This window comes from Rhizobium sp. TRM96647, assembly GCF_025780115.1.
Classification (GTDB): Bacteria; Pseudomonadota; Alphaproteobacteria; order Rhizobiales; family Rhizobiaceae; genus Mycoplana.
In genome coordinates, this window is the sequence record NZ_JAOXHF010000003.1 from 445,017 (window position 1) to 464,469 (window position 19,453).

Here is a 19,453-nt window from a genome sequence, read left to right on the forward strand (position 1 = left end):
GCGAGCGACCGGCCGCGCAGCGGCAGGTTCTTCTGGTTGCTCCTTGGCCAGGGGTATCCCTTGCCTCCCGTTCCGCCTCCTCCGGCGAACCATCCTGCACAATCGGTCTTTCTTTTTTGCACAATCGATGGTGCAATGACTATCGACCAAGCCGGGGCTTTTCGTCAAGGGGGATTTGTCCCTAAGGAAGCACCGATCGAAGGGGCGGAAATGACAGAGGTTGGAAAGAAGAAGGCGACGATCTACGATCTGTCGGTTTTATCCGGCAGTTCGCCATCCACCGTCAGCGCCGTCCTGAACGGAAGCTGGCGCAAGCGGCGCATCAAGGAGGCGACGGCCAAGCTGATCCAGGACCTCGCCGACCAGCACGGCTATACGGCAAACCTGCAGGCGCGAGGCCTGCGTTCCTCGCGTTCCGGCCTCGTCGGCCTGCTCCTGCCGGTCTATGACAACCGCTATTTCTCATCGATGGCGCAGACCTTCGAGGCCCTGGTGCGAAGCCGTGGCCAGTGCCCCGTCGTCGTCAGCGCCTGCCGCGATCCCGAAGAGGAGCGCCAGGTCGTCGAGACCCTGATCTCCTACTCGATCGACGAACTCTTCATCGCCGGCGCGACCGATCCGGACGGTGTGCACGCGGTCTGCGAGAAGGCCGGGCTCCGGCATGTGAACATCGACCTTCCCGGCACGAAGGCGCCGTCGGTCATTAGCGACAATTTCGAAGGTGCGCGCATGCTGACGCAGGCGATCATCGAGCATGCACGGAAGGACGGCCCGGTGGCGCCGGAGGAGATCTACCTGTTCGGCGGCCGCAACGATCACGCCAGCCGCGAACGCATCCGCGGATTTCGCGCGGTGAAACGATCGATGCTGGGCGCGGATCCGGAGGCCTGCATCCAGCCGACCGGCTATTCACCCGCCATGACCGCCCGCGCCTTCGAAGCCTTCTACCAGGCCCAAGGAAAGCTGCCGCGCGCCTTCTTCGTCAATTCGTCGATCAACCTGGAGGGCCTGCTGCGCTTTCTGGCGCAACACCCGCACGAGACCTTCGCCGACATCATCGTCGGCTGCTACGACTACGATCCCTTCGGCTCCTTCCTGCCGTTCCCGGTCTTCATGATCCGGCAGGACAGCGAGGCGATGATTGCGAAAGGCCTTGCCATCCTGGAGGCAAAGCGGGAGCCCGCGGCGACACATCTCGTCCAGCCCATGCTGGTGCCGCCGCGCACCGCGCTCAGCGGCCCGCTGGACACCCTGAAGGACGTGGACGACGGCTGAACCGTCAGCCGACGTGATAGCCGCCGTCCACCGGCAGGGTCACGCCCGTGACGAAGGCTGCGGCGGGCGAGCACAAAAACAGGATGGGGCCGACCAGGTCCTCGGTCGTACCCCAGCGCTTCAGAGCGGAGCGCTCGGCGATCTTCTGTTCGCTCTCGTGCACCGACCAGAGCGGCTTCGTCATCTCGGTCCGATGATAGCCGGGAGCGACCGCGTTCACGCGCACCCCGTCGCGTCCGTACTTGTGTGCGAGGGCCCGCGTCAGCCCGACGATGCCGGTCTTGCTCGCGGTGTAGGACGGCACGCTCTCGTCGGCGAGGTAGCTGAGCATCGAGGCGAAGTTGACGATGCTGCCGCCGCTCTCCTTGAGCAGCGGGAATGCGGCGCGCGACAGACGCATGGCGCTGTTGAGATTGACGTCCATGACGTCGAGGAACACGTCCTCCTGCCACTCGCGGTCCGGCCGCGCGATGCCCTGGCAGTTGACCAGCACGTCGAGCCGATTGAGCGAGCCGAAGAAGCGCTCCACGGCCGCACCGTCGCGGACGTCCAGACGCTCGAAGCGCAACCCCTCGCGAGCTGCCTCCGACCGTGCGGCTTCGAGCCTGCTTTCGGAGCTCCCCGTCGCGACCACCGTCGCGCCGGCCGCGGCAAAGCCCTCGGCCACGCTGAGGCCGATGCCGCTCGTTCCACCGGAAACGACGACCGTCCTGCCGCGAAAGGCCGCATCGAACATGCTTCTGTCCATCTTCTCTTCTCCTCCCGGTCCTCAGATCAGCGCCTTCAGGGCGGCGGCGACCATCTCTTCCGTGACGCGCATGGGCTCGTTGTGAATGATCTCGCCGGGCCGGCAGGCGCGCCGGGCGACGGTCGCAAGCTTCGCCTCGGTCGCGTCGACAATACCGATGTCGGCAAGCCTGGTGGGCAGGCGAACGGAGGCGCAGAAGGCGCGGACCTTGTCGAATTCCGCCTCCGCGCCGTGGAGCTTGAGCCCGGCCAGAACGCCGATCGCGACCTTTTCGCCATGCAGGTGATGATGGACGTCGTCGAGTTCGCAGAGCCCGTGATGGATCGCATGCGCCGCAGCCACGCCGCCGGACTCGAAGCCGATGCCGGAGAGCAGGATGTTGGCCTCGACGACACGCTCCAGCGCCGGGCCGGCGTGTTTGGCGTCGCACTCGGCAAGGGCCGCGACGCCGAACTCGAAGATCGTGTCGCGGCAGCTGCGCGCGACCTCGAAGGCGAGGCTCACGCCCGGCATCTTCATGCAGTTGAAGGCGCCGCTGCGCCGGCAGGAGTCCGCCTCGTACCAGGTGGCGAGCGCGTCTCCGATGCCGGCGGCAAGGAACCGCGCCGGCGCGCTGGCGATCAGCGCGGTATCGACCAGCACGAGATCCGGGTTCCGCGGCAGGAACGTGTCATAGGCGACGGTGCCGTCATCATTGTAGACGACGGCAAGCGCGCTGCAGGGCGCATCGGAAGCCGCGATCGTCGGGAAGACGATGACCGGCTTGCCGAGGTCGCGCGCGGCAGCCTTTGCCGTATCGAGCGCCTTGCCGCCGCCGACGCCGACGATCACGTCCGCTTCTGCGGCCTGCGCCGCCGCCACAAGCGCGGCGATCTGGCTTTCCGAACATTCGCCGCCATGACGGATCAGTTGTGCTTCGGCATGGCCGGAGAAGGCGGCAACGAGGTCGTTCTCGACGAGATCGAAGATCCCGCGGTCGACAAGGACAGCCGACCGCCGGCCGAAGCCAGCCGCTTCGACACCGAGCGACCGGATGGCGCCGGCCTGCTGGATGTAGCGGCCGGGGAAGCGCGCGCCCCGGGCGGTGCCGTTCTCGCCCCTCACCAGCATACATAGCCCCCGTCGGCGAGAACGATCGAGCCCGTCATCAGGCTGGAAGCCTCGCTTGCGAGGAACAGAATGACCGAGGCCACCTCGTCGGTGCGGCCGAGCCGGTTCATCGGCGTGCCGCCGACCCAGTGGCGATACATCTCCTCGTCCTCGTAGACGTATTTGTTCATTTCGGTGTCGATGTAGGTCGGCGCCACCGAATTGACGCGAACGCCGCGCGCTCCCCATTCGGCTGCAAGCGATTTCGTCAGGTGGTGCACCGCGGCCTTGGAGGCGTTGTAGTTCGCCTGTTCCTGCGGCCGGTTGACGATGAAGCCGGACATGGAGCCGACATTGACGATGCTGCCGGCACCCCGTTCCAGCATGGTCTTGCCGAAGGCGCGGCAGCACCAGAAGACACCGTTGAGATTGACATCGATCACCTTGTTCCAGACCTCGTCCGCCATGGTCTCGGCCGGATGGTTGCTGATCGCGATTCCGGCATTGTTGACGAGCACGTCGACCGCGCCGTGCCTTGCCACGATCGCATCGTGCACGGCCTGCACCCTTTCGGCATCGGTCACGTCCAGCACCTCGCTGTCGACCTTGTAGCCCTTGGCGCTCAGGTCCCTGACGGCCCCGGCCAGAAGATCGGCGTTCATGTCCGTCAGGACGACCGTCGCCCCCGCCTCCGCCAGCGCTTCGACGGCCGCGTAGCCGATGCCGCGCGCGGCCCCCGTCACGACGGCGACCTTGTCGGTGAGCTTGAACCTATCGAGATACATGAAGCGTTTCCTTTGCAAAGCGTCGCCGCAATCCGCCAAGACAATCGGAAAGCGTCGTCAGAAGGTCGTGCGGATCGGCGAGAATGGTGTCGGCGGGAAAGACCAGATCGTTTCGGTGCGGCTCCGGCCAGCCGATCACCGTCATGCCCGCCGCAAGTCCGGCGATCGCGCCAGGCACGCTGTCCTCGACGACGATGCAGTCGGAGGGCGCCGTTCCGAGCAGATAGGCCGCCCGGAGATAGGGCTCGGCCGCCGGCTTGCCGTCGCGCACGTCGTTGCGTGAAACCGAGACGAGCCCCGGACGCTGCAGCCCGACAGCCCTGAGATTGGCGTCGACCAGCATGCGGTCCGAGTTCGACACGATGGCCCAGGGGATCGCCCCGTCCTGCAAGGCGTCGAGCGCGGCCTGCGCCCCCGGCCGCATCGCCAGTTCGGATGCCGCCGCCAGATAGAACCCGTACTTGTCGCGGACATAGTCCTCGAACGAGGGCTTGAAGCCGGAAAGCCGTCCGAGCAGCGCGTGGCAGTCGGCGCCGGTCATGCCGGTGACCATGCCGGCAAGCCCTGCCGGCACGGCATGACCGTGCAGGCGCAGCACCTCGGCCATCGCCTCGAAATGCGCAGGCTCGCTGTCCACCAGCGTGCCGTCCATGTCGAAAAGCACGGCGAGGCGGCTCATTGCGGCAACCTGTCGAGATCGTCATAGAGCGCCTGGCTATGGGCATAGAGCCGTTCGAAGAAGGCCTGCATCGGCCGATAGATGTCGGCCCAGTGCGGATCCGGACTGATCTCCTCGTCGTAGGAGACATAGCGATCCGCGCCCTCCTCCACGCTGCCGAAGCGCCCGGTCGCCGTCGCCGCCATGATGGCGCAACCGACGAGACCACATTCCGGCTCGCTCGGCACCAGGATCGGAATGTCGTAGACGCTCGCCTTGATCTTCATCCAGAGCTTGGTCCTGGCGCCGCCGCCGGATGCGATGACGCACTCCAGCGGCGCGCCGGAAATGCCGTCGAGAATGTTGATGTGGCGCTTGACGGCGAAGGCAACGCCTTCGAGCACGGCGCGGTGCATATGCGCCAGGCCGTGACCGGCGCCGATGCCGAAATACTGCGCGCGCGCATTGCGATGATCGCCGAGCCGCTCGCCCGCGAGATAGGGCATGAAGAACAGCCGCTCAGAGCCCGCCGGCGCTTCGGCAGCCTTGGCGACGATATCCTCGTAGGAAAACTGCTTCTCGTGGAAGGCGCGGCGGGCCCAGCGCATCGCGTCGCCGCCAGATTCCAGCAGCATGAAGGCGCCCCAGTTGCCCTCGACCGTGCCGACATTGCAGACGGCGGGGTCGAGCAGCGGCCGGCGCGCGATCGCCGTGATGATCGCCGAGGTTCCCATGACCTCCGATCCGACGCCGGGCCGGCAGACGCCGGAGCCGAGCAATGCCACCGGATAATCCGCTCCCCCGACCAGAACCGGCGTACCCTCGCGCAGGCCGGTTTCCAGTGCTGCCTTCGCTGTGACGTGGCCCAGGATCTCGACGGGGTTGCGCAGCGGGGCGAGCTTGCTTGCATCGAGCGCCAGAAGCCCGACCATCTTCTCGGACCACTGGCCGGTGCCGGGGTCCATCAGGAAGCTCGCGCCGCCGTCGTTGCGGTCCATCGCCACTTTGCCGGTCAGCCGCAGGTTGATGTAGTCCTTCGGCATCAGCACCGCGGCGGCGGCCCGGTAGGCGACGGCATCGTTGTCGCGCAGCCATTGCAGCTTGAAGCCCGGCCAGGCCGGCGTCGGCGGATTGGCGCAATCGCCGAGATAGGACTGCGGCGGGTGGGCCGCCTCGAAGGCCGTCACATAGTCGACGGTGCGCTTGTCGTTCCACAAGGGCGCGGTTTCCCGCACCAGTTCGCCGCGATCGTCGACCAGTACGGTCCCGTGCATCTGGCCGCAGGCCGCAACGGCCGCCACGCGGCTCGCAGCCTGCGGCACCTGATCCAGCACCGCGCGGGTAGCGGCGACGACACCGTCCCACCAGTCACGGGGACGCTGCTCCGACCATCCGAATTGCGGCACGATCTGCTCGTGCTCCCGGCTCGCCACGGCGAGGATCTTGCCCCGGGTGTCCAGCAGCGCCGCACGGACACTGCCCGTCCCGACATCGATTGCGAGAAAAAGCTCTTGTGACATATCGATCGGTTCTGAATGGCCCGCCGCTTACCTGCGGAACCAGTTGGAGGCATATTGCAACAGCATGGCCCCGATGATGATGCAGCCCATGAACACCTGCTGATGGTAGCCGGGGACGCGGGCCAGGTTCATCATATTGGCAATGATGCCGAGTACAATGACCCCGATGAACGTGTTGACCACGCCGCCGCGGCCGCCCATCAGGCTGGCGCCGCCGATGACGACGGCGGCGATCGCATCCAGTTCCGCACCGACGCCGATATTGGCCGAGCCGATGCCGGTGCGGCTGGTGGAGACGATGCCCGCCGCAGCGGCAAGGACGCCCGAAATCACATAGACGGAGGTGGTGTAGAAGGCGACGGGGATGCCCGAGAGGCGCACGGCCTCGATGTTCGAGCCGATCGCCTTCACCAGGCGGCCGAAGCGCGTGAACGTCAGCACGATCCCGGCGATGACGAAGACGACGGCCATCAGCCAGACCGGATAGGGGATACCGGCAAACGAGAGCGACCCGAAATCGACGATCAGCTTGCCCGCGTCACCCATCTGGATGGGCTGCCCAGCGGACACGATCAGCGACAGGCCGCGGGCGACCGTCATCATCGCCAGCGTCGTCACGAACGGGGGCAGCTTCAGGAAGGCAATGAGAACGCCGGAAACCAGCCCGCACGCGCCGCCAGCCGCAAGCGCCGCGCCGATGGAGAGACCGGTGCCGTATTGCTGGATCAGGATCGCGCAGACGATGCTTCCGAGCGCCGCGATCGATCCGACGGACAGATCGATCCCGCGCGTCAGGATGACGAACAGCATGCCGACCGCCATCAGGCTGGTGCCGGCGCTCTGGCGCAGGACGTTGATGAGATTGCGCTCCGTCAGGAAGACATCCGACATCGACGTCGCCACGATCAGCAGTGCGACCAGGATCGCCACGGTGCCGTATCGGTGCATGATGTTGCCGATGTTGAACTGGCTGGAGCGGGGGGCGGTTTCGGTGATATCTGCCATGGCGTTACCCGTTCAATGAGCTTCAGCGGCTTCGGCGGCGGTGGCGGAATTGACCATCGCGAGCCGCAGCAACTTCTCTTCGGTATAGTCGGTGGGCTCGAGCGATCCCGTCAGCTGGCCTTCGCGCATCACGAGGATGCGGTCGCAAAGGCCGAAAAGTTCGATATGTTCGGACGAGATCACCAGCACTGCCCGCCCCTCGGCGGCGAGAGACTTGATCAGCGAGTAGATTTCCGTCTTGGCACCGACGTCGACGCCGCGAGTGGGCTCGTCGAAAATCAGCAGGTCTCCGTCGGCATGAAACCATTTCGCCAGCACGACCTTCTGCTGGTTGCCTCCCGAGAGGCTTGAGGCCGGATCATTGAGGCTGCCGGCCTTGAGCCGCAGCCGGGTGGCCAGTGTCTCGACGGCCGACATCTCCCTGGAACGACGCACGAATCCGAACGCGTTGACGAGCGGGGACAGCCGCGCCATCGTCGCGTTGACCCGGATCGGGAAGTCGAGCACAAGCCCTTGTTCCTTGCGACTTTCAGGCACGAGGCCGACACCCGCCCTGACCGCATCGCGAGGGCTTCTGATCTTCACCTCGCGGCCGCGAAGGAAGATCTTCCCCGACAGCGCCCGCTCGGCGCCGAAGATCATGCGGACGAGTTCGGTGCGGCCGGCGCCGACAAGGCCGCCGAGCCCCACGATCTCGCCCGCGCGGATGCTGAGCGACGCGCCTTTGATGCGCGCGCCGTCGGACAGGTTTTCGATCCGCAGCACTTCCTCGCCCGCCTTGCGCTCGACATCCTCGCCGAACAGCGCCTTCAGCGACCGGCCGACCATCATGCGGATGACGTCGTCGATCTCGACGTCCTTGCGTTCGACGGTTGCGACGGACGATCCGTCCTTCATCACCGTGATACGATCGGCGATGCGGAAGACCTCGTCGAGCCGGTGCGAGATGTAGATGATGCCGACACCGCGCTCGCGCAGCGTGGCGATGATGTCCAGCAGCCGCTCGGCATCGCGGGCCGAAAGCACCGCGGTCGGCTCGTCGAACACCATGACGGCGGCATTGCGCGACAACGCCTTGGCGATCTCGACGACCTGCTGGTGCGCGACCGACAGATCGCCCACCGTCGCCGAAGGCGAGATGGCAAAGCCGAGGCTGGAAATCAGCTCTTTCGCCTTTCGATTGAGTTCGCTCCAGGAGATGAGAGAGGGAATCCGGGCGAGAAAGATATTCTCGGCGACGGTGAGATCGGTGGCGAGCGCCATTTCCTGGTGAATGATCGCAATGCCCTTTTCCAGCGCATCCATCGGACCGCGGAAATGCTGCTGCTCGCCCGAGACCGTCACCGTTCCGGCGTCGGGAACGTATTCGCCACCCAGAACCCGCATCAGCGTCGACTTGCCCGCACCGTTCTCTCCGAGCAAGGCGTGGACCTCGCCGGGACGAAGCGCGAAATCCACCCCCTGCAGGGCCCGGACGCCGCCGAACGATTTGCGAATGCCGCTCAGTTCTACCAGATTTTCCATAGCCGAATTCTGATCGTTGCCCGCCGATCGACGTAAGCCGGCAGGGTCGCGGCAGGCTTCACCCGTCGCTTCATTGCAAGGACGCAGCCGACGCTTGTCCGCGCCGGCTGCCCGGGAGGATGCCAGCCTAGAATACGGCGTCCTTCTTGAGGTAGGTGTCGACGTTCTCCTTGGTGATGGCCGTCGGCGTCGTGTAGGTGATCTTGGAGATGCCTGCGGGAAGCTCGCCATCGATCGCCTTCTTGGCCAGCTCGACGGCCGTGGACGCGACGATGGCCGGATCGTTCAGGCCGGTGGCGCCGTACGTGCCGTCCTTGATCGCCTGAAGCGCTTCCTTCTGGCCGTCCGCGGCCGCCAGGAGCAGGACGTCTGAGGAACCGCCGAGCGCCTTCTGCGCACCCAGAACCATCGAATCGTTCTCGCCGAGCACGACATTGACGTCCGGATTGGCCGTCAGCAGGTCTTCCATGGCCTTGAGGCCGCCTTCGTTGGTCCAGCCGCCCCAACCCTGGCCGACGACTTCGAAGCGTGCGCGACCCTCGTTGCGAAGCTGACCTTCCAGCAGGCCGGCGAGCACGCCGAGACGGCGCTCCTGGCCGACTTCGTTGCCCTTATCGCCGGAGATCAGCGCGATCTTCAGGTCCTTGCCCTTGGTGTTGTCGGCCAGCCACTGGCCCACGAGCAGGCCGTTCTGGCTGTTGGACGACTGAACGAGCGTCACGAAATTGGCCTGCGGGTCGATCGTAGAATCGATCACGAACACCTGGACACCGGCCGCGGTCGCGGCATTGACGGCGGGAACCAGACCCTTGCTATCGCGCGGGTTGATGATCAGCGCGCCGATCCCCTGGGCGACCATGTCCTCGACGTCGGCCACCTGCTTGTTCAGGTCGTTCTGGCCATCGACGGAGATCACCTCGCAGCCCAGTTCCTCGGCCTTCTTCTTCGCCGACACTTCCTGTGCCGCGAAATAGGGCGCGTCCAGCGTCTTCATCGAGATGCCGATCTTGCAATCGGCAGCCTGGGCAGCGGACATCGCCACGAGCGACGTGGCGGCAGCCAAGGCGAGTTGCATGGCGGCAGTTCTGACAGTCTTCATGATTTTCCTCCTCCAACAGTCGATTCTCGAGCTTCCGCAGCCCCGCCAAGGGGTCTGCATATCCATCGATAAAATGTAGCGTAATTACAAAAACTATTCTCGTCAATCACATGAAGCCCATAAAACCGCACAAGTCGATGCTGCATTGCAGCGCATATTGGGGCTTGCGCGTCCCTGTCGATCATTTTATGTATTTTTACTACCGAATGGAGGAATGCCATATGTTACGAGAACCTGTCGCCAGCGTTGTCGATCCGCGCGCAGGCGCATTGAGCGGAAATACCGGCCGCTATGAGAAACGGCTGAGCGACCTGGCGGGACTTTATGCCGATACGGAGGCGCATGCCGCTCTGGTGGCCTCGCTCGACGATCCGGTCGTCTATGCCGTGGAGGACTTCCGGCCGGGCTCCCATTCCGGCGACCTGATCTACGGAGTCACGCACATGAGCCCGGGACGCGTCGGCCGCGAGTATTTCCTGACCCGCGGCCATATCCACGCAAAGGCGGACCGCCCGGAAATCTACTACGGCCAGCAGGGCTACGGCCTGATGCAACTGGAATCGCCGGACGGCGAGACGCGCATCGTCGAGGTCCGGCCGCAGACGATCTGCTACGTCCCGCCCTTCTGGATCCACCGCTCGATCAATGTCGGCAACGAGGATCTCGTCATGGTCTTCGCCTACCCCTCCGACAGCGGACAGGACTACGGCATCATCGAAAGCTCGAACGGCATGCGCCACCGCGTCCTTGCGACCGGCGATGGCGGCTGGGAACTCGTCGAGAATTCGGCCTACGCGCCAAGGAGCAGCGAGACCGTCCGGCAACTGATGAAGACTTATGCTTGAAGGCGCCAGCAGCGAGGTATCCACCATGAACAATCCGATCGACATCATTGCGGGACTGGGCGTGGTTCCGGTCATCGCCATCGAGCGGGCCGGCGACGCCGTCGCCCTTGCCGATGCGCTTCTCGAGGGCGGCCTTCCCGTCGCCGAGATCACCTTCCGCACCGAGGCGGCCGCCGAAGTCCTTGCCATCATGCGCGACGCCCGGCCGGAACTGTGCATCGGCGCCGGCACGATCCTGGACAGGCCGAGCCTGGAGCGGGCGATCGCCGCCGGCGCCCGCTTCGGCCTGGCGCCGGGCTATGACCCCGACATCGTCGATGCTGCGAAGGCTGCGGATCTGCCGTTCTGCCCCGGCATCATGACGCCCACCGACCTGACGCTCGCGGCAGCGCGCGGCGTGCGGCTGGCCAAGTTCTTTCCCGCCGGCGTCGCCGGCGGCCCGAAGGCGCTCTCCGGCATCTCCGCCCCCTTCGCCCATCTCGGCATCCGCTTCATCCCGACCGGCGGCGTGACGGAGGCGACGATCGGCGACTGGCTCGCCATCCGGCAGGTCATTGCAGTGGGCGGCACGTGGATCGCCAAGACGGAGGATATCCGCGAGGGTCGCTTCGCCGACATCGCGAAGAACGCCAGGGCCGCAGTCGCCATTGCCAAGGAAGCACTGGAGAGACGCCGGTGAGCTACCAGCCCGCAACGCAGCCCACGCTCTATTTCATCGGCGTGACCACGACCAAAAGCTCGATCATGAAGGTCTTTCCCGCCTGGGCCGAATACCTCGGCCTTAAGGACGCGGTCATCAAGGGCATCGACTTCAAGCTGCACGACGACCCCGCCGCCTACCGGGCAGCCGTGGAATTCATCCGCGACGACCCGCTCTCGCTCGGCGCACTGGTCACCACCCACAAGATCGACCTCTTCCACGCCTGCCGCGACCTGTTCGACACCGTCGACGAGCACGCGCTCCTGATGGACGAGACGAGTTGCATTTCGAAGCGAGACGGCAGGCTGGTCTGCCACGCGAAGGACCCAATCTCGTCGGGACTGGCGATCGACGGCTTTCTCGGGGAAGACTACTTCGCCAGGACCGGCGCCGATCTTTTTTCGATGGGCGCGGGCGGCTCCACCATCGCCCTGACCTGGCACCTGATGCGCAGGAGCCGCGGCGGCAACGTCCCGGCCCGGATCATCGTCACCAATCGGAGCCAGCACCGGCTGGACGAGATCCGGCGCATCCATCGGCAGGTCGCAAGCGACGTGCCCGTCGAGTACCTGCTGGCGGAGACCCCGGAAGCGAACGACGCCGTCCTGAAGACGCTGAAGCCCGGGTCGCTGGTGATCAACGCCACCGGCCTCGGCAAGGACGCGCCCGGCTCGCCGCTGACCGATGCGGCGGAGTTCCCGCAAGGTGCCGTCGCCTGGGACCTCAACTACCGGGGCGATCTCGTCTTCCTCGACCAGGCGCGACGCCAGCAGGCCGAACGGTCCCTCCGGATCGAGGACGGCTGGACCTATTTCCTCCATGGCTGGACGCAGGTCATCGCCGAAGTCTTCGATGTCACGATCCCGACCTCCGGTCCGTCCTTCGACGAGATCTCCAGGATCGCGATCCAGGCGGCGGGGCGATGAGCATGGGCCAGCGAATCCTCGTCACCCCGCGTTCGTTGACGGCCGAGCCGCATCCCGAAGTCGAGCGGCTGAGAGAGCTCGGCTTCGACATCGTCTATTCAACCGCCGGCGCCATGCCGACCGAGCAGGAACTCATCGCGCTCGTGCCGGACTGCGTCGGCTGGCTGGCCGGCGTCGAGCCGGTCACGCCCCGGATCATCGCAGCCGCCGACAAGCTGAGGGTCATCAGCCGCAACGGCGTCGGCGTCGACAACCTGCCGGTCGAGACGCTCAAGGAGCGCGGCGTTCAGGTGATGATCGCCGAGGGCGCCAATGCGATGGGCGTGGCCGAGCTGACCATCGGCCTGATGTTCAGCGCGCTCCGCTCCATCCCGCTCGCCGATGCCGGCATCAAGGCGGGCGGCTGGCCGCGCGTGCGCGGCCTGGAGATCCGGGGGCGCACGATCGGCATCATCGGCTGCGGCGCCATCGGCCGCGAGGTCGCCCGCATGGTCATAGCACTGGGCGCCAAGGTACTCGCCTTCGACCCCATGCGCCCGAACCTCGACCTGCCATCCGCCTCCTTCGCCTATGCGGAGGTGGACGAGATCATGGCCGCGGCGGATGTGCTGACCCTCCACTGCCCCCTGCCCCGCGACGGCTCCGCGCTGCTGACGGCGGAAAGGCTGGCGAACAGCAGGCCGGGCCAGGTCATCGTCAACACCGCCAGATCGAAACTGATCGAGGAGACGGCCCTGCTCGATGCCCTCGATGACAGCCGGATCTCGACCTATGCCACCGACGTGTTCGACGAGGAACCGCCGACCTCGCTGGCGCTCGCCTCGCATCCCCGGGTGATTGCGACCAGCCATATCGGCGGCTTCACGGCCGAGAGCGTCGAACGGGCGACGAGGATCGCCGCGGACAACCTTCTTTCCGCGCTGAGGGCATGACGATGGCCGGCCGTCTGGTCGAAAGGAAGCTCGACGATACGCTTTCCGCCACAATGTCGTCGCCGCCGGCCGAGGGCATCCGCTTCTACTGGCTCGGACAGGCGGGGTTCATCCTGGAGATGGCCGGCCGTCGCCTCGTGGTCGACCCGTACCTGTCGAACTCGCTTTTCGAAAAGTACCGGGATACGCCGCGCCCGCATATGCGGATGATGCCCCCTCCGATCGGGCCGGGCGAATGCGGATCGGTCGACCTCGTCCTCGCCACCCATGCCCATACGGACCACATGGATCCCGGCACGCTGCCGGCGATCTTCGCGGCCAACCCGGCCGCCGTCTTCGTCGCGCCCCGGGCCGTGCGCCAGCAGGCGCTGGACCGGTCCGGCCTCTCCCCCGACCGGATAGCGCTTGTCGATGCCGGCGAGGTCGTCCGCCCCTTCCCGGGACTGGCGATCACCGCCACACGCGCCGCCCACGAGACCTTGGAGACGGACGAAGCCGGCAACCATCGCTTTCTCGGCTACATCCTCGAGGCTGGCGGAATGCGCATCTGGCATTCGGGCGATTGCGTTCCGTTCGAGGGGCTGCGCGAGGAGATCGAACCCCGGGCTCCGGGCATCGTCCTTCTCCCGGTCAACGGCCGCCGGCCGGACCTCAGCGACAACGGCGTGCCGGGCAATTTCACCCTCGGCGAGGCGATCGAAACCGCACGCGGCGTCGGCGCCCGTCACCTGCTGGCGCATCACTACGGACTGTTCGACTTCAATACCGAGGACCCGGCCGTGATCGATCAGGCTGCGGCGTCATCGCGAGACCTGGACATCCGGCGTGCGCGAACCGGCATCTGCTACGAATGGCGGGAAGACTAGACGCGCTTCCGGTTTCATTTTCCCGACGCCGGAATTAACATATGAGCGGGCCGGCAGAAAAAGGCAAAGTGGTCGATGGATTCAGAAGTCAGAAGCAATAGCGGCCGCAACATGATCGAGATCATCAGGACGATGCGCCCGGACCTGCGCAAGTCGGACCGCAAGGTTGCCGACATCGTTCTTGAAGATCCCCACCGCATCATGAATGCCACCGTGGGCGAGACCGCGCAACTGGCCGACGTCAGCCAGCCGACGGTCCTTCGCTTTGCGACCGCGATCGGCTGCAGCGGCTTCCAGGATTTCAAGATCAAGCTCGCCCAGAGCCTCGCCTTCGGCACGCCGGCGACGCATTCGGTCCTGCTCGACACCGACACGCCGGAAGCCGTCACCGAGAAGATCTTCGACTATACGATGACGAGCCTCGACTGGGCCCGCTCCAAGCTGGACAAGGCGGCCCTGCACAAGGCGATCGACGTCCTGGCCGCGGCCCGATCCATCGTGTTCTTCGGGTTCGGCGCATCGGGCATCGTCGCCCGCGACGCGCAGCAGAAGTTCCCGCTCTTCGGCGTCCCCTGCGTCGCGGAACTCGATTCCCACCAGCAGCTGATGGTCGCCTCGATGATGAAGCCGGGCGACGTGGCCTTCGTCATTTCCAACACGGGAACGACCCGTTCGATCATCGAGATCGCCCGCATCGCGCGGGAAAACGGCGCGACCGTCATCTGTCTCACCGGATCGGATTCGCCGCTGGCGCACTATTGCGACGTCGTCCTGATCGTCGAGACACTTGAAAACACCAACATGTACACGCCGACGATCTCCCGCATCGCCGCCCTGGTCGTCATCGACATCCTCTCTACCAGCGTCGCAATGCGCCGCCCCGCCGACGACCAGGCACGGATCCACCAGATGAAGCGGCAATTGAGCGACATGCGGAAGATGCAGCCGATCTAGCGGATGTCGCGCGCCAGTGCCTGCAGCCTTGTGAAGGCGTCGTATCGCTTGGCGTGGAGAGCGGCGGTGGCGCCGCCGGCCGGCTGGTAGTTTCGGTCGGTCGCCGACATCGCCGCCATCGCCGAGCCGACGTTCGGGAAGGCTCCGGCGGCGACGCTGCCGAGAATGGCGGCGCCGAGCAGGACGGGCTCTTCCGCCTGCGTTGCCATCAGTTGCTTGCCTGTCGCATCGGCAAGCAACTGCCGCACCAGATCCAGCTGGCCGGCGCCGCCGCTGATGACGATCCTGTCGACCGGCGCACCGGCCGCCGCCTGCGTTTCGATAATCTGGCGCAGGCCGTAGCCGATGCCGCAGAGACCGGCGATGTAGAGCGCGACGAGATTGTCGAGGTCCTGCTCCATGCCGAGGCCGACGATGGCGGCCCGCGCATGCGGATCGGCGAAGGGCGCACGATTGCCGAGGAATTCCGGCACGACATGCAGGCCGTCGGCCAGCCTTGCCACCTCGGAGAGCGTCTTCGCCTTTTCCGCAGCCAGGTCTGCCAGCAGAACCGGCAGGGAGAGGCCGCGCTCCTTCGCCAGCGCCGCCGCCGCGCCGGCCGCGGGATGGAAGGACAGAAGCTGCTCGATCGCGGCACCCGCAGCCGACTGGCCGCCCTCGTTCAGCCACATGCCCGGCACCATGGCCGAGAAATACGGACCCCAGACGCCGGGCACGAAAACCGGCTCGCGGGTCGAGGTCATCGTGCAGGACGACGTGCCGAAGACATAGCCGAGGTTGGTTTCCGGCGAGCCTTCGACACCTACCGTTCCGATCCCGCCGGCATGGGCATCGATCATCCCGGCTGCGACCGGCGTACCGACGACAAGACCGAGGTCTCTCGCGGCGCGTTCCGTCAGACCGCTGCCGAGCGGCGTGCCGGGCTCGACCACGCGCTGGCCGATGCGGGCGAAATCCTCGTCCGCCAGCGTGCCGAGGCCGATCTCGTGGAAATAGCTCGGATCCCAGCGCTTCTCATGCGCCAGGTAGGTCCATTTGCAGGTGACGGTGCAGGTGGAGCGCGCAAGATCGCCGGTCGCCCGCCAGGTGAGGAAATCGGCGAGATCGAAGAACTGCCACGCCGCGTCGAAGACCTGCGGCCGGTTCTCCCTGAGCCACAGAAGCTTGGGCGTCTCCATCTCCGGGGATATGCGGCCGCCGACATAGCGCAGCACCTCGTGCCCCAGCGCATTGATGCGCTCCACCTGGTCCACGGCGCGATGGTCCATCCAGACGATGATGTCGCGCTCGGGATTCTCGGACGGCCCGACGGGCAGCGGCGCGCCGTCCTCGCCGAGCACGACCAGCGAACAGGTGGCGTCGAAGCCGATGCCGGCGACCGTCTCGGGCGAAACACCGGCCTTCTCGACGGCCTCGCGCACGGAAGCGCAGACAGCCGCCCAGATTTCCGTGCTCGACTGCTCGACCATCGCGCCCGGCCCGCGAAACAGGGAAATGTCACGCTTGCCGGAAGCGAGCATCCGGCCGGTGAGGTCGAAGAGGCCGGCTCTGGCGCTTCCGGTGCCGACGTCGACGCCGATCAGGTAGCGTTCGCCGCCCGCGGGGCGTGCGGAGGAAGGGGTGGTCATGGTTTACCGCCTGCAATCAGGATTGGCGCTGGCGGACGGCCTCATGCCGCCCGCGGTCTTCGCTTCAGAGATCGACGCTATTCGGCAGGATCACCAGGTCGCGGATCGTGACGTTGCGCGGCCGTGTCAGCATGAAGAGCACGGCATCGGCCACTTCCTTCGGCTGCATCAGGCTGCCATTGGCCAGCGCCTCGTCCATCTTCTCCTTCGGCCAATCATCAAGCAGCGCCGTCACCACCGGCCCCGGCAGCACCGCGCCGACCCGCACGCCATGCTGCGCCACCTGGCGGCGCGTCGAATGCACGAAGGCCTGCACCGCAAATTTCGAGGCCGTGTAGATCGGCTCCCAGACGACGGGCACCATGCCGGCGATCGAGGAGGTGAACAGGATGTCGCCCGTCTTCTTCCCGATCATGTAGGGCAGCACCGCATGGACCGAGCGGAAGGCGGCGTTGATGTTGAGGTTCAGCATGCGGTCCCAGGCATCGGGATCGCCCTCCGCCACCGGCCCGCCGATATAGGCGCCGGCATTGGCGTGGAAGACGTCCAGCCCGCCGGCGATATCGAGGATGCGCGGCAGCATGCCGGAGACGTCGGCGGGGTTCAGGAGATCGACCACGAGCGGCAGCGCGTTCGGCCCCATCTCCTTGCAGAGCTGTTCCAGCTTGTCCCCGGCGCGGTCGACGAGCACCACTTTCGCGCCTTCGGCAACAAGGGTGCGGGCGCATTCGAGACCGATGCCGGATGCGGCACCGGTGATGGCGGCAATCTTGCCCTTCATGAGATCAGCCATGATCGAGAACTCCATTCCAGTATTGTTACGCGCGGCCGTGGCTGACACGGGAGCGACGGGCGAGCGAATCGACGATGACCGCGATGGCAAGGACGCCGCCGGTGATCATATAGCGCAGCGAGGACGAAAGGTTGAGCAGCGTCAGGCCGTTCGAGATCGCCTGGATGACGATGATGCCGAGCAGGGCCGAATAGGCGCTGCCGCGTCCGCCGAAGAGGCTGGTGCCGCCGATGACGGCTGCAGCGATGGCGTTGAGATTGACGTCGCCCGTGCCGGCCTGCTGGCTGGAGGAGGCAAGACGCGAGGCCGAAAGGATGCCGCCGAGGGCTGCGAGCGTCGAGCACAGCATGAAGGCGCTCATGTAGATCCGGCGGACATTGATGCCCGAGCGGCGCGCCGCCTCCTTGTTGCCGCCGACGGCGAACATCGAGCGACCCCACTTGGTGCGCGTCAGCGCATAGTTGAGGATCACGGCAAGCGCCACGAACAGCGCAAACATCCACGGAATGCCGCGGCCGAGATTGAGATAGAAGACCGCGGCTTCCAGCGCGACCGTGAGCACGACGGCCTTGAGGATCAGCGCCCGCATCGGCTGGGCGGAGAGGTTCGCCGCAAGCCGCTGGCCCCGGGTGCGCAGCCCCCGGCCGATCATCACGAGGCCCGGCACGAGCGCCAGCGCATAGGACAGCCAGTCGGGCATGATCAGGATCTGGCCGAAGCGCACCAGCGGCGAGGCATAAGGCAGGTTGATCGAGCCGGTCGGCCCGAGGATGTAGAGCTGCAGCCCGAGCAGGGCGAGCAGGCCGGCAAGTGTGGCGACGAAGCTTGGCATGCCGAGGCGATTGTAGAGCGTGGCGTAGAGCAGCCCGACACCCGCGCCGACCACCAGAGCGGCGACGATCGCGCCTGCGATCGGCCAGCCCTGGTTGACCCAGAGCACGCCGACCATGGCCGAGGCAAGCCCGCTCATCGAGCCGACCGAGAGATCGATTTCGCCCAGCACCAGCACGCAGACGATGCCGAGCGAGATGACCCCGACCGTGGCGCAGTCGAACAGCAGGTTCACCAGGTTGTTCGGCGCGAGGAAGATGGGATTGAGGGCCGAGAAGACGACGGAGATGACGACAAGGCCGACGGCGACCGGCAGCATGCCGAGGTCGCCGGAGCGGACACGGTCGATGAACCCCTTTGCCATCGCGGCAAGGCTGTCGTCGTGGCGCACGCGCTCGTCGCTGCGGTCCAGCATTGGCTTGGTGTTGTCGGAAGGGGTCTGGCTCATGCGGTTCCCTCGGTGCTTTCCTGGACGTGGCCGGCCTTGCGGTCGAGGCGACGCGACACGGAATTGTCCGTCGCGCCCGTGATGGCGGAGACGAGTTCCTGGTTGGAGGAGTCGGGCGTGAAGACGCCGTTGTTGCGGCCGAGCCGGAGCACGACGATACGGTCGGCCACGGCGCGCACGTCCTCCATGTTGTGACTGATGATGATGACGCCGAGGCCGCGGTCGCGCACGCGCTCGATGAGGTTCAGCACCTCGGCCGTCTGCGCGACGCCGAGCGCCGCGGTCGGCTCGTCCAGCATGATGAGCTTCGGGTTGAGCAGCAGCGAGCGCGCGATGGCCACGGTCTGCCGCTGGCCGCCGGAGAGCGAGGCGATCGGCTCGCGGACGGAGGGGATGCGCGCCGCGAGCTCGCGCAGGAGCGTCCAGGCCCGGACCTCCATCGCAACCTCGTCCAGAGCCCAGGGCGACATCTCGTGCCCCAGGAACAGGTTCGCCACGACGTCGAGGTTTTCGCAAAGCGCGAGGTCCTGGAACACGGTGGCAATGCCGAGGTCGAGCGCTTTGGCCGGGCTGTCGAGCGTGACCTGCCGGCCGCAGAATTCGATCGTGCCGGAGGACGGCTGGTGCACGCCGGCGAGCACCTTGACCAGCGTCGACTTGCCGGCGCCGTTGTCGCCGACGAGGGCGACGACTTCGCCGGCCTTCACCTCGAGCGCGATATCCGTCAGCGCGGACACCGCCCCGAAATTCTTGGAGACGCCGCTGAGGCGCAGCACCGGCTCCCCCTTGGCGGGAACATTTGCAAGCGTGGCTGTCATGGCCCCTGG

19 protein-coding genes are annotated in these 19,453 nt (G+C 66.1%); 7 read left to right on the forward strand and 12 right to left on the reverse strand.

The annotated features are described in order from the left end of the window. Nucleotides 1–210: 210 nt before the first annotated feature. On the forward strand, nucleotides 211–1,275 hold the full coding sequence (locus OCK02_RS07890) for a LacI family DNA-binding transcriptional regulator (RefSeq protein ID WP_263812548.1): 1,065 nt from the start codon (nucleotides 211–213) through the stop codon (nucleotides 1,273–1,275). Between the two features lie 4 nt (nucleotides 1,276–1,279). Here OCK02_RS07890 and OCK02_RS07895 read toward each other — a convergent pair whose 3' ends face one another. The 8 genes from OCK02_RS07895 to OCK02_RS07930 form a co-directional block, all read right to left on the reverse strand. Then, nucleotides 1,280–2,023 (reverse strand): SDR family NAD(P)-dependent oxidoreductase, encoded by a 744-nt coding sequence (locus OCK02_RS07895; RefSeq protein WP_263812549.1) that lies wholly within the window; start codon nucleotides 2,021–2,023, stop codon nucleotides 1,280–1,282. A gap of 21 nt (nucleotides 2,024–2,044) precedes the next feature. Continuing rightward, entirely contained in the window at nucleotides 2,045–3,133 is a 1,089-nt protein-coding gene (locus OCK02_RS07900; RefSeq protein WP_263812550.1) for a glycerol dehydrogenase, read from the reverse strand. Further along, nucleotides 3,124–3,897 (reverse strand): SDR family NAD(P)-dependent oxidoreductase, encoded by a 774-nt coding sequence (locus OCK02_RS07905; RefSeq protein WP_263812551.1) that lies wholly within the window; start codon nucleotides 3,895–3,897, stop codon nucleotides 3,124–3,126. The genes OCK02_RS07900 and OCK02_RS07905 overlap by 10 nt, the downstream gene beginning before the upstream one ends. After that, nucleotides 3,884–4,576 (reverse strand): HAD family hydrolase, encoded by a 693-nt coding sequence (locus OCK02_RS07910; RefSeq protein ID WP_263812552.1) that lies wholly within the window; start codon nucleotides 4,574–4,576, stop codon nucleotides 3,884–3,886. The genes OCK02_RS07905 and OCK02_RS07910 overlap by 14 nt, the downstream gene beginning before the upstream one ends. Then, on the reverse strand, nucleotides 4,573–6,075 hold the full coding sequence (locus OCK02_RS07915) for a xylulokinase (protein WP_263812553.1): 1,503 nt from the start codon (nucleotides 6,073–6,075) through the stop codon (nucleotides 4,573–4,575). Before OCK02_RS07915 ends, OCK02_RS07910 begins: the two co-directional genes overlap by 4 nt. Before the next feature lie 27 nt (nucleotides 6,076–6,102). Next, nucleotides 6,103–7,080 carry an ABC transporter permease gene (locus tag OCK02_RS07920; protein ID WP_412178777.1) on the reverse strand — a complete coding sequence of 326 codons (978 nt, stop codon included), beginning with the start codon at nucleotides 7,078–7,080 and terminating at the stop codon, nucleotides 6,103–6,105. A 12-nt stretch (nucleotides 7,081–7,092) separates the two neighbouring features. Continuing rightward, complete coding sequence (locus OCK02_RS07925) at nucleotides 7,093–8,604, reverse strand: sugar ABC transporter ATP-binding protein (protein WP_263812554.1); 1,512 nt, start codon at nucleotides 8,602–8,604, stop codon at nucleotides 7,093–7,095. A gap of 127 nt (nucleotides 8,605–8,731) precedes the next feature. Further along, complete coding sequence (locus OCK02_RS07930; protein WP_412178784.1) at nucleotides 8,732–9,679, reverse strand: substrate-binding domain-containing protein; 948 nt, start codon at nucleotides 9,677–9,679, stop codon at nucleotides 8,732–8,734. A 245-nt stretch (nucleotides 9,680–9,924) separates the two neighbouring features. Here OCK02_RS07930 and OCK02_RS07935 point away from each other — a divergent pair, with 245 nt between their 5' ends. The 6 genes from OCK02_RS07935 (at nucleotide 9,925) to OCK02_RS07960 (ending at nucleotide 14,926) form a co-directional block, all read left to right on the forward strand. Next, nucleotides 9,925–10,548, forward strand: a complete 624-nt coding sequence (locus tag OCK02_RS07935) for a glucose-6-phosphate isomerase (RefSeq protein ID WP_263812556.1) — start codon at nucleotides 9,925–9,927, stop codon at nucleotides 10,546–10,548. 25 nt (nucleotides 10,549–10,573) lie between these two features. Beyond that, entirely contained in the window at nucleotides 10,574–11,227 is a 654-nt protein-coding gene (eda, locus tag OCK02_RS07940; RefSeq protein ID WP_263812557.1) for a bifunctional 4-hydroxy-2-oxoglutarate aldolase/2-dehydro-3-deoxy-phosphogluconate aldolase, read from the forward strand. Next, nucleotides 11,224–12,174, forward strand: coding sequence for a shikimate dehydrogenase family protein (locus OCK02_RS07945; protein WP_263812558.1), 951 nt, complete (start codon nucleotides 11,224–11,226; stop codon nucleotides 12,172–12,174). Before eda ends, OCK02_RS07945 begins: the two co-directional genes overlap by 4 nt. A 2-nt stretch (nucleotides 12,175–12,176) precedes the next feature. After that, on the forward strand, nucleotides 12,177–13,106 hold the full coding sequence (locus OCK02_RS07950; RefSeq protein ID WP_263812559.1) for an NAD(P)-dependent oxidoreductase: 930 nt from the start codon (nucleotides 12,177–12,179) through the stop codon (nucleotides 13,104–13,106). Nucleotides 13,107–13,108: 2 nt separating this feature from the next. Next, nucleotides 13,109–13,972: an MBL fold metallo-hydrolase gene (locus tag OCK02_RS07955; protein WP_263812560.1), complete on the forward strand. Its 864-nt coding sequence runs from the start codon at nucleotides 13,109–13,111 to the stop codon at nucleotides 13,970–13,972. A gap of 75 nt (nucleotides 13,973–14,047) precedes the next feature. Beyond that, complete coding sequence (locus OCK02_RS07960; RefSeq protein ID WP_230806654.1) at nucleotides 14,048–14,926, forward strand: SIS domain-containing protein; 879 nt, start codon at nucleotides 14,048–14,050, stop codon at nucleotides 14,924–14,926. Here OCK02_RS07960 and OCK02_RS07965 read toward each other — a convergent pair. The 4 genes from OCK02_RS07965 to OCK02_RS07980 all read right to left on the reverse strand — a co-directional run bounded on the left by OCK02_RS07965 (nucleotide 14,923) and on the right by OCK02_RS07980 (nucleotide 19,444). Continuing rightward, a complete protein-coding gene (locus OCK02_RS07965; RefSeq protein WP_263812561.1) occupies nucleotides 14,923–16,554 on the reverse strand; it encodes an FGGY-family carbohydrate kinase in 1,632 nt (543 codons plus the stop codon). The genes OCK02_RS07960 and OCK02_RS07965 overlap by 4 nt on opposite strands. Before the next feature lie 64 nt (nucleotides 16,555–16,618). After that, nucleotides 16,619–17,347 (reverse strand): SDR family oxidoreductase, encoded by a 729-nt coding sequence (locus tag OCK02_RS07970; RefSeq protein ID WP_230806652.1) that lies wholly within the window; start codon nucleotides 17,345–17,347, stop codon nucleotides 16,619–16,621. Between the two features lie 25 nt (nucleotides 17,348–17,372). Then, nucleotides 17,373–18,626 (reverse strand): sugar ABC transporter permease, encoded by a 1,254-nt coding sequence (locus OCK02_RS07975; protein ID WP_263812562.1) that lies wholly within the window; start codon nucleotides 18,624–18,626, stop codon nucleotides 17,373–17,375. After that, nucleotides 18,623–19,444, reverse strand: a complete 822-nt coding sequence (locus OCK02_RS07980) for an ATP-binding cassette domain-containing protein (RefSeq protein WP_263812563.1) — start codon at nucleotides 19,442–19,444, stop codon at nucleotides 18,623–18,625. The genes OCK02_RS07975 and OCK02_RS07980 overlap by 4 nt, the downstream gene beginning before the upstream one ends. Nucleotides 19,445–19,453: the final 9 nt, after the last annotated feature.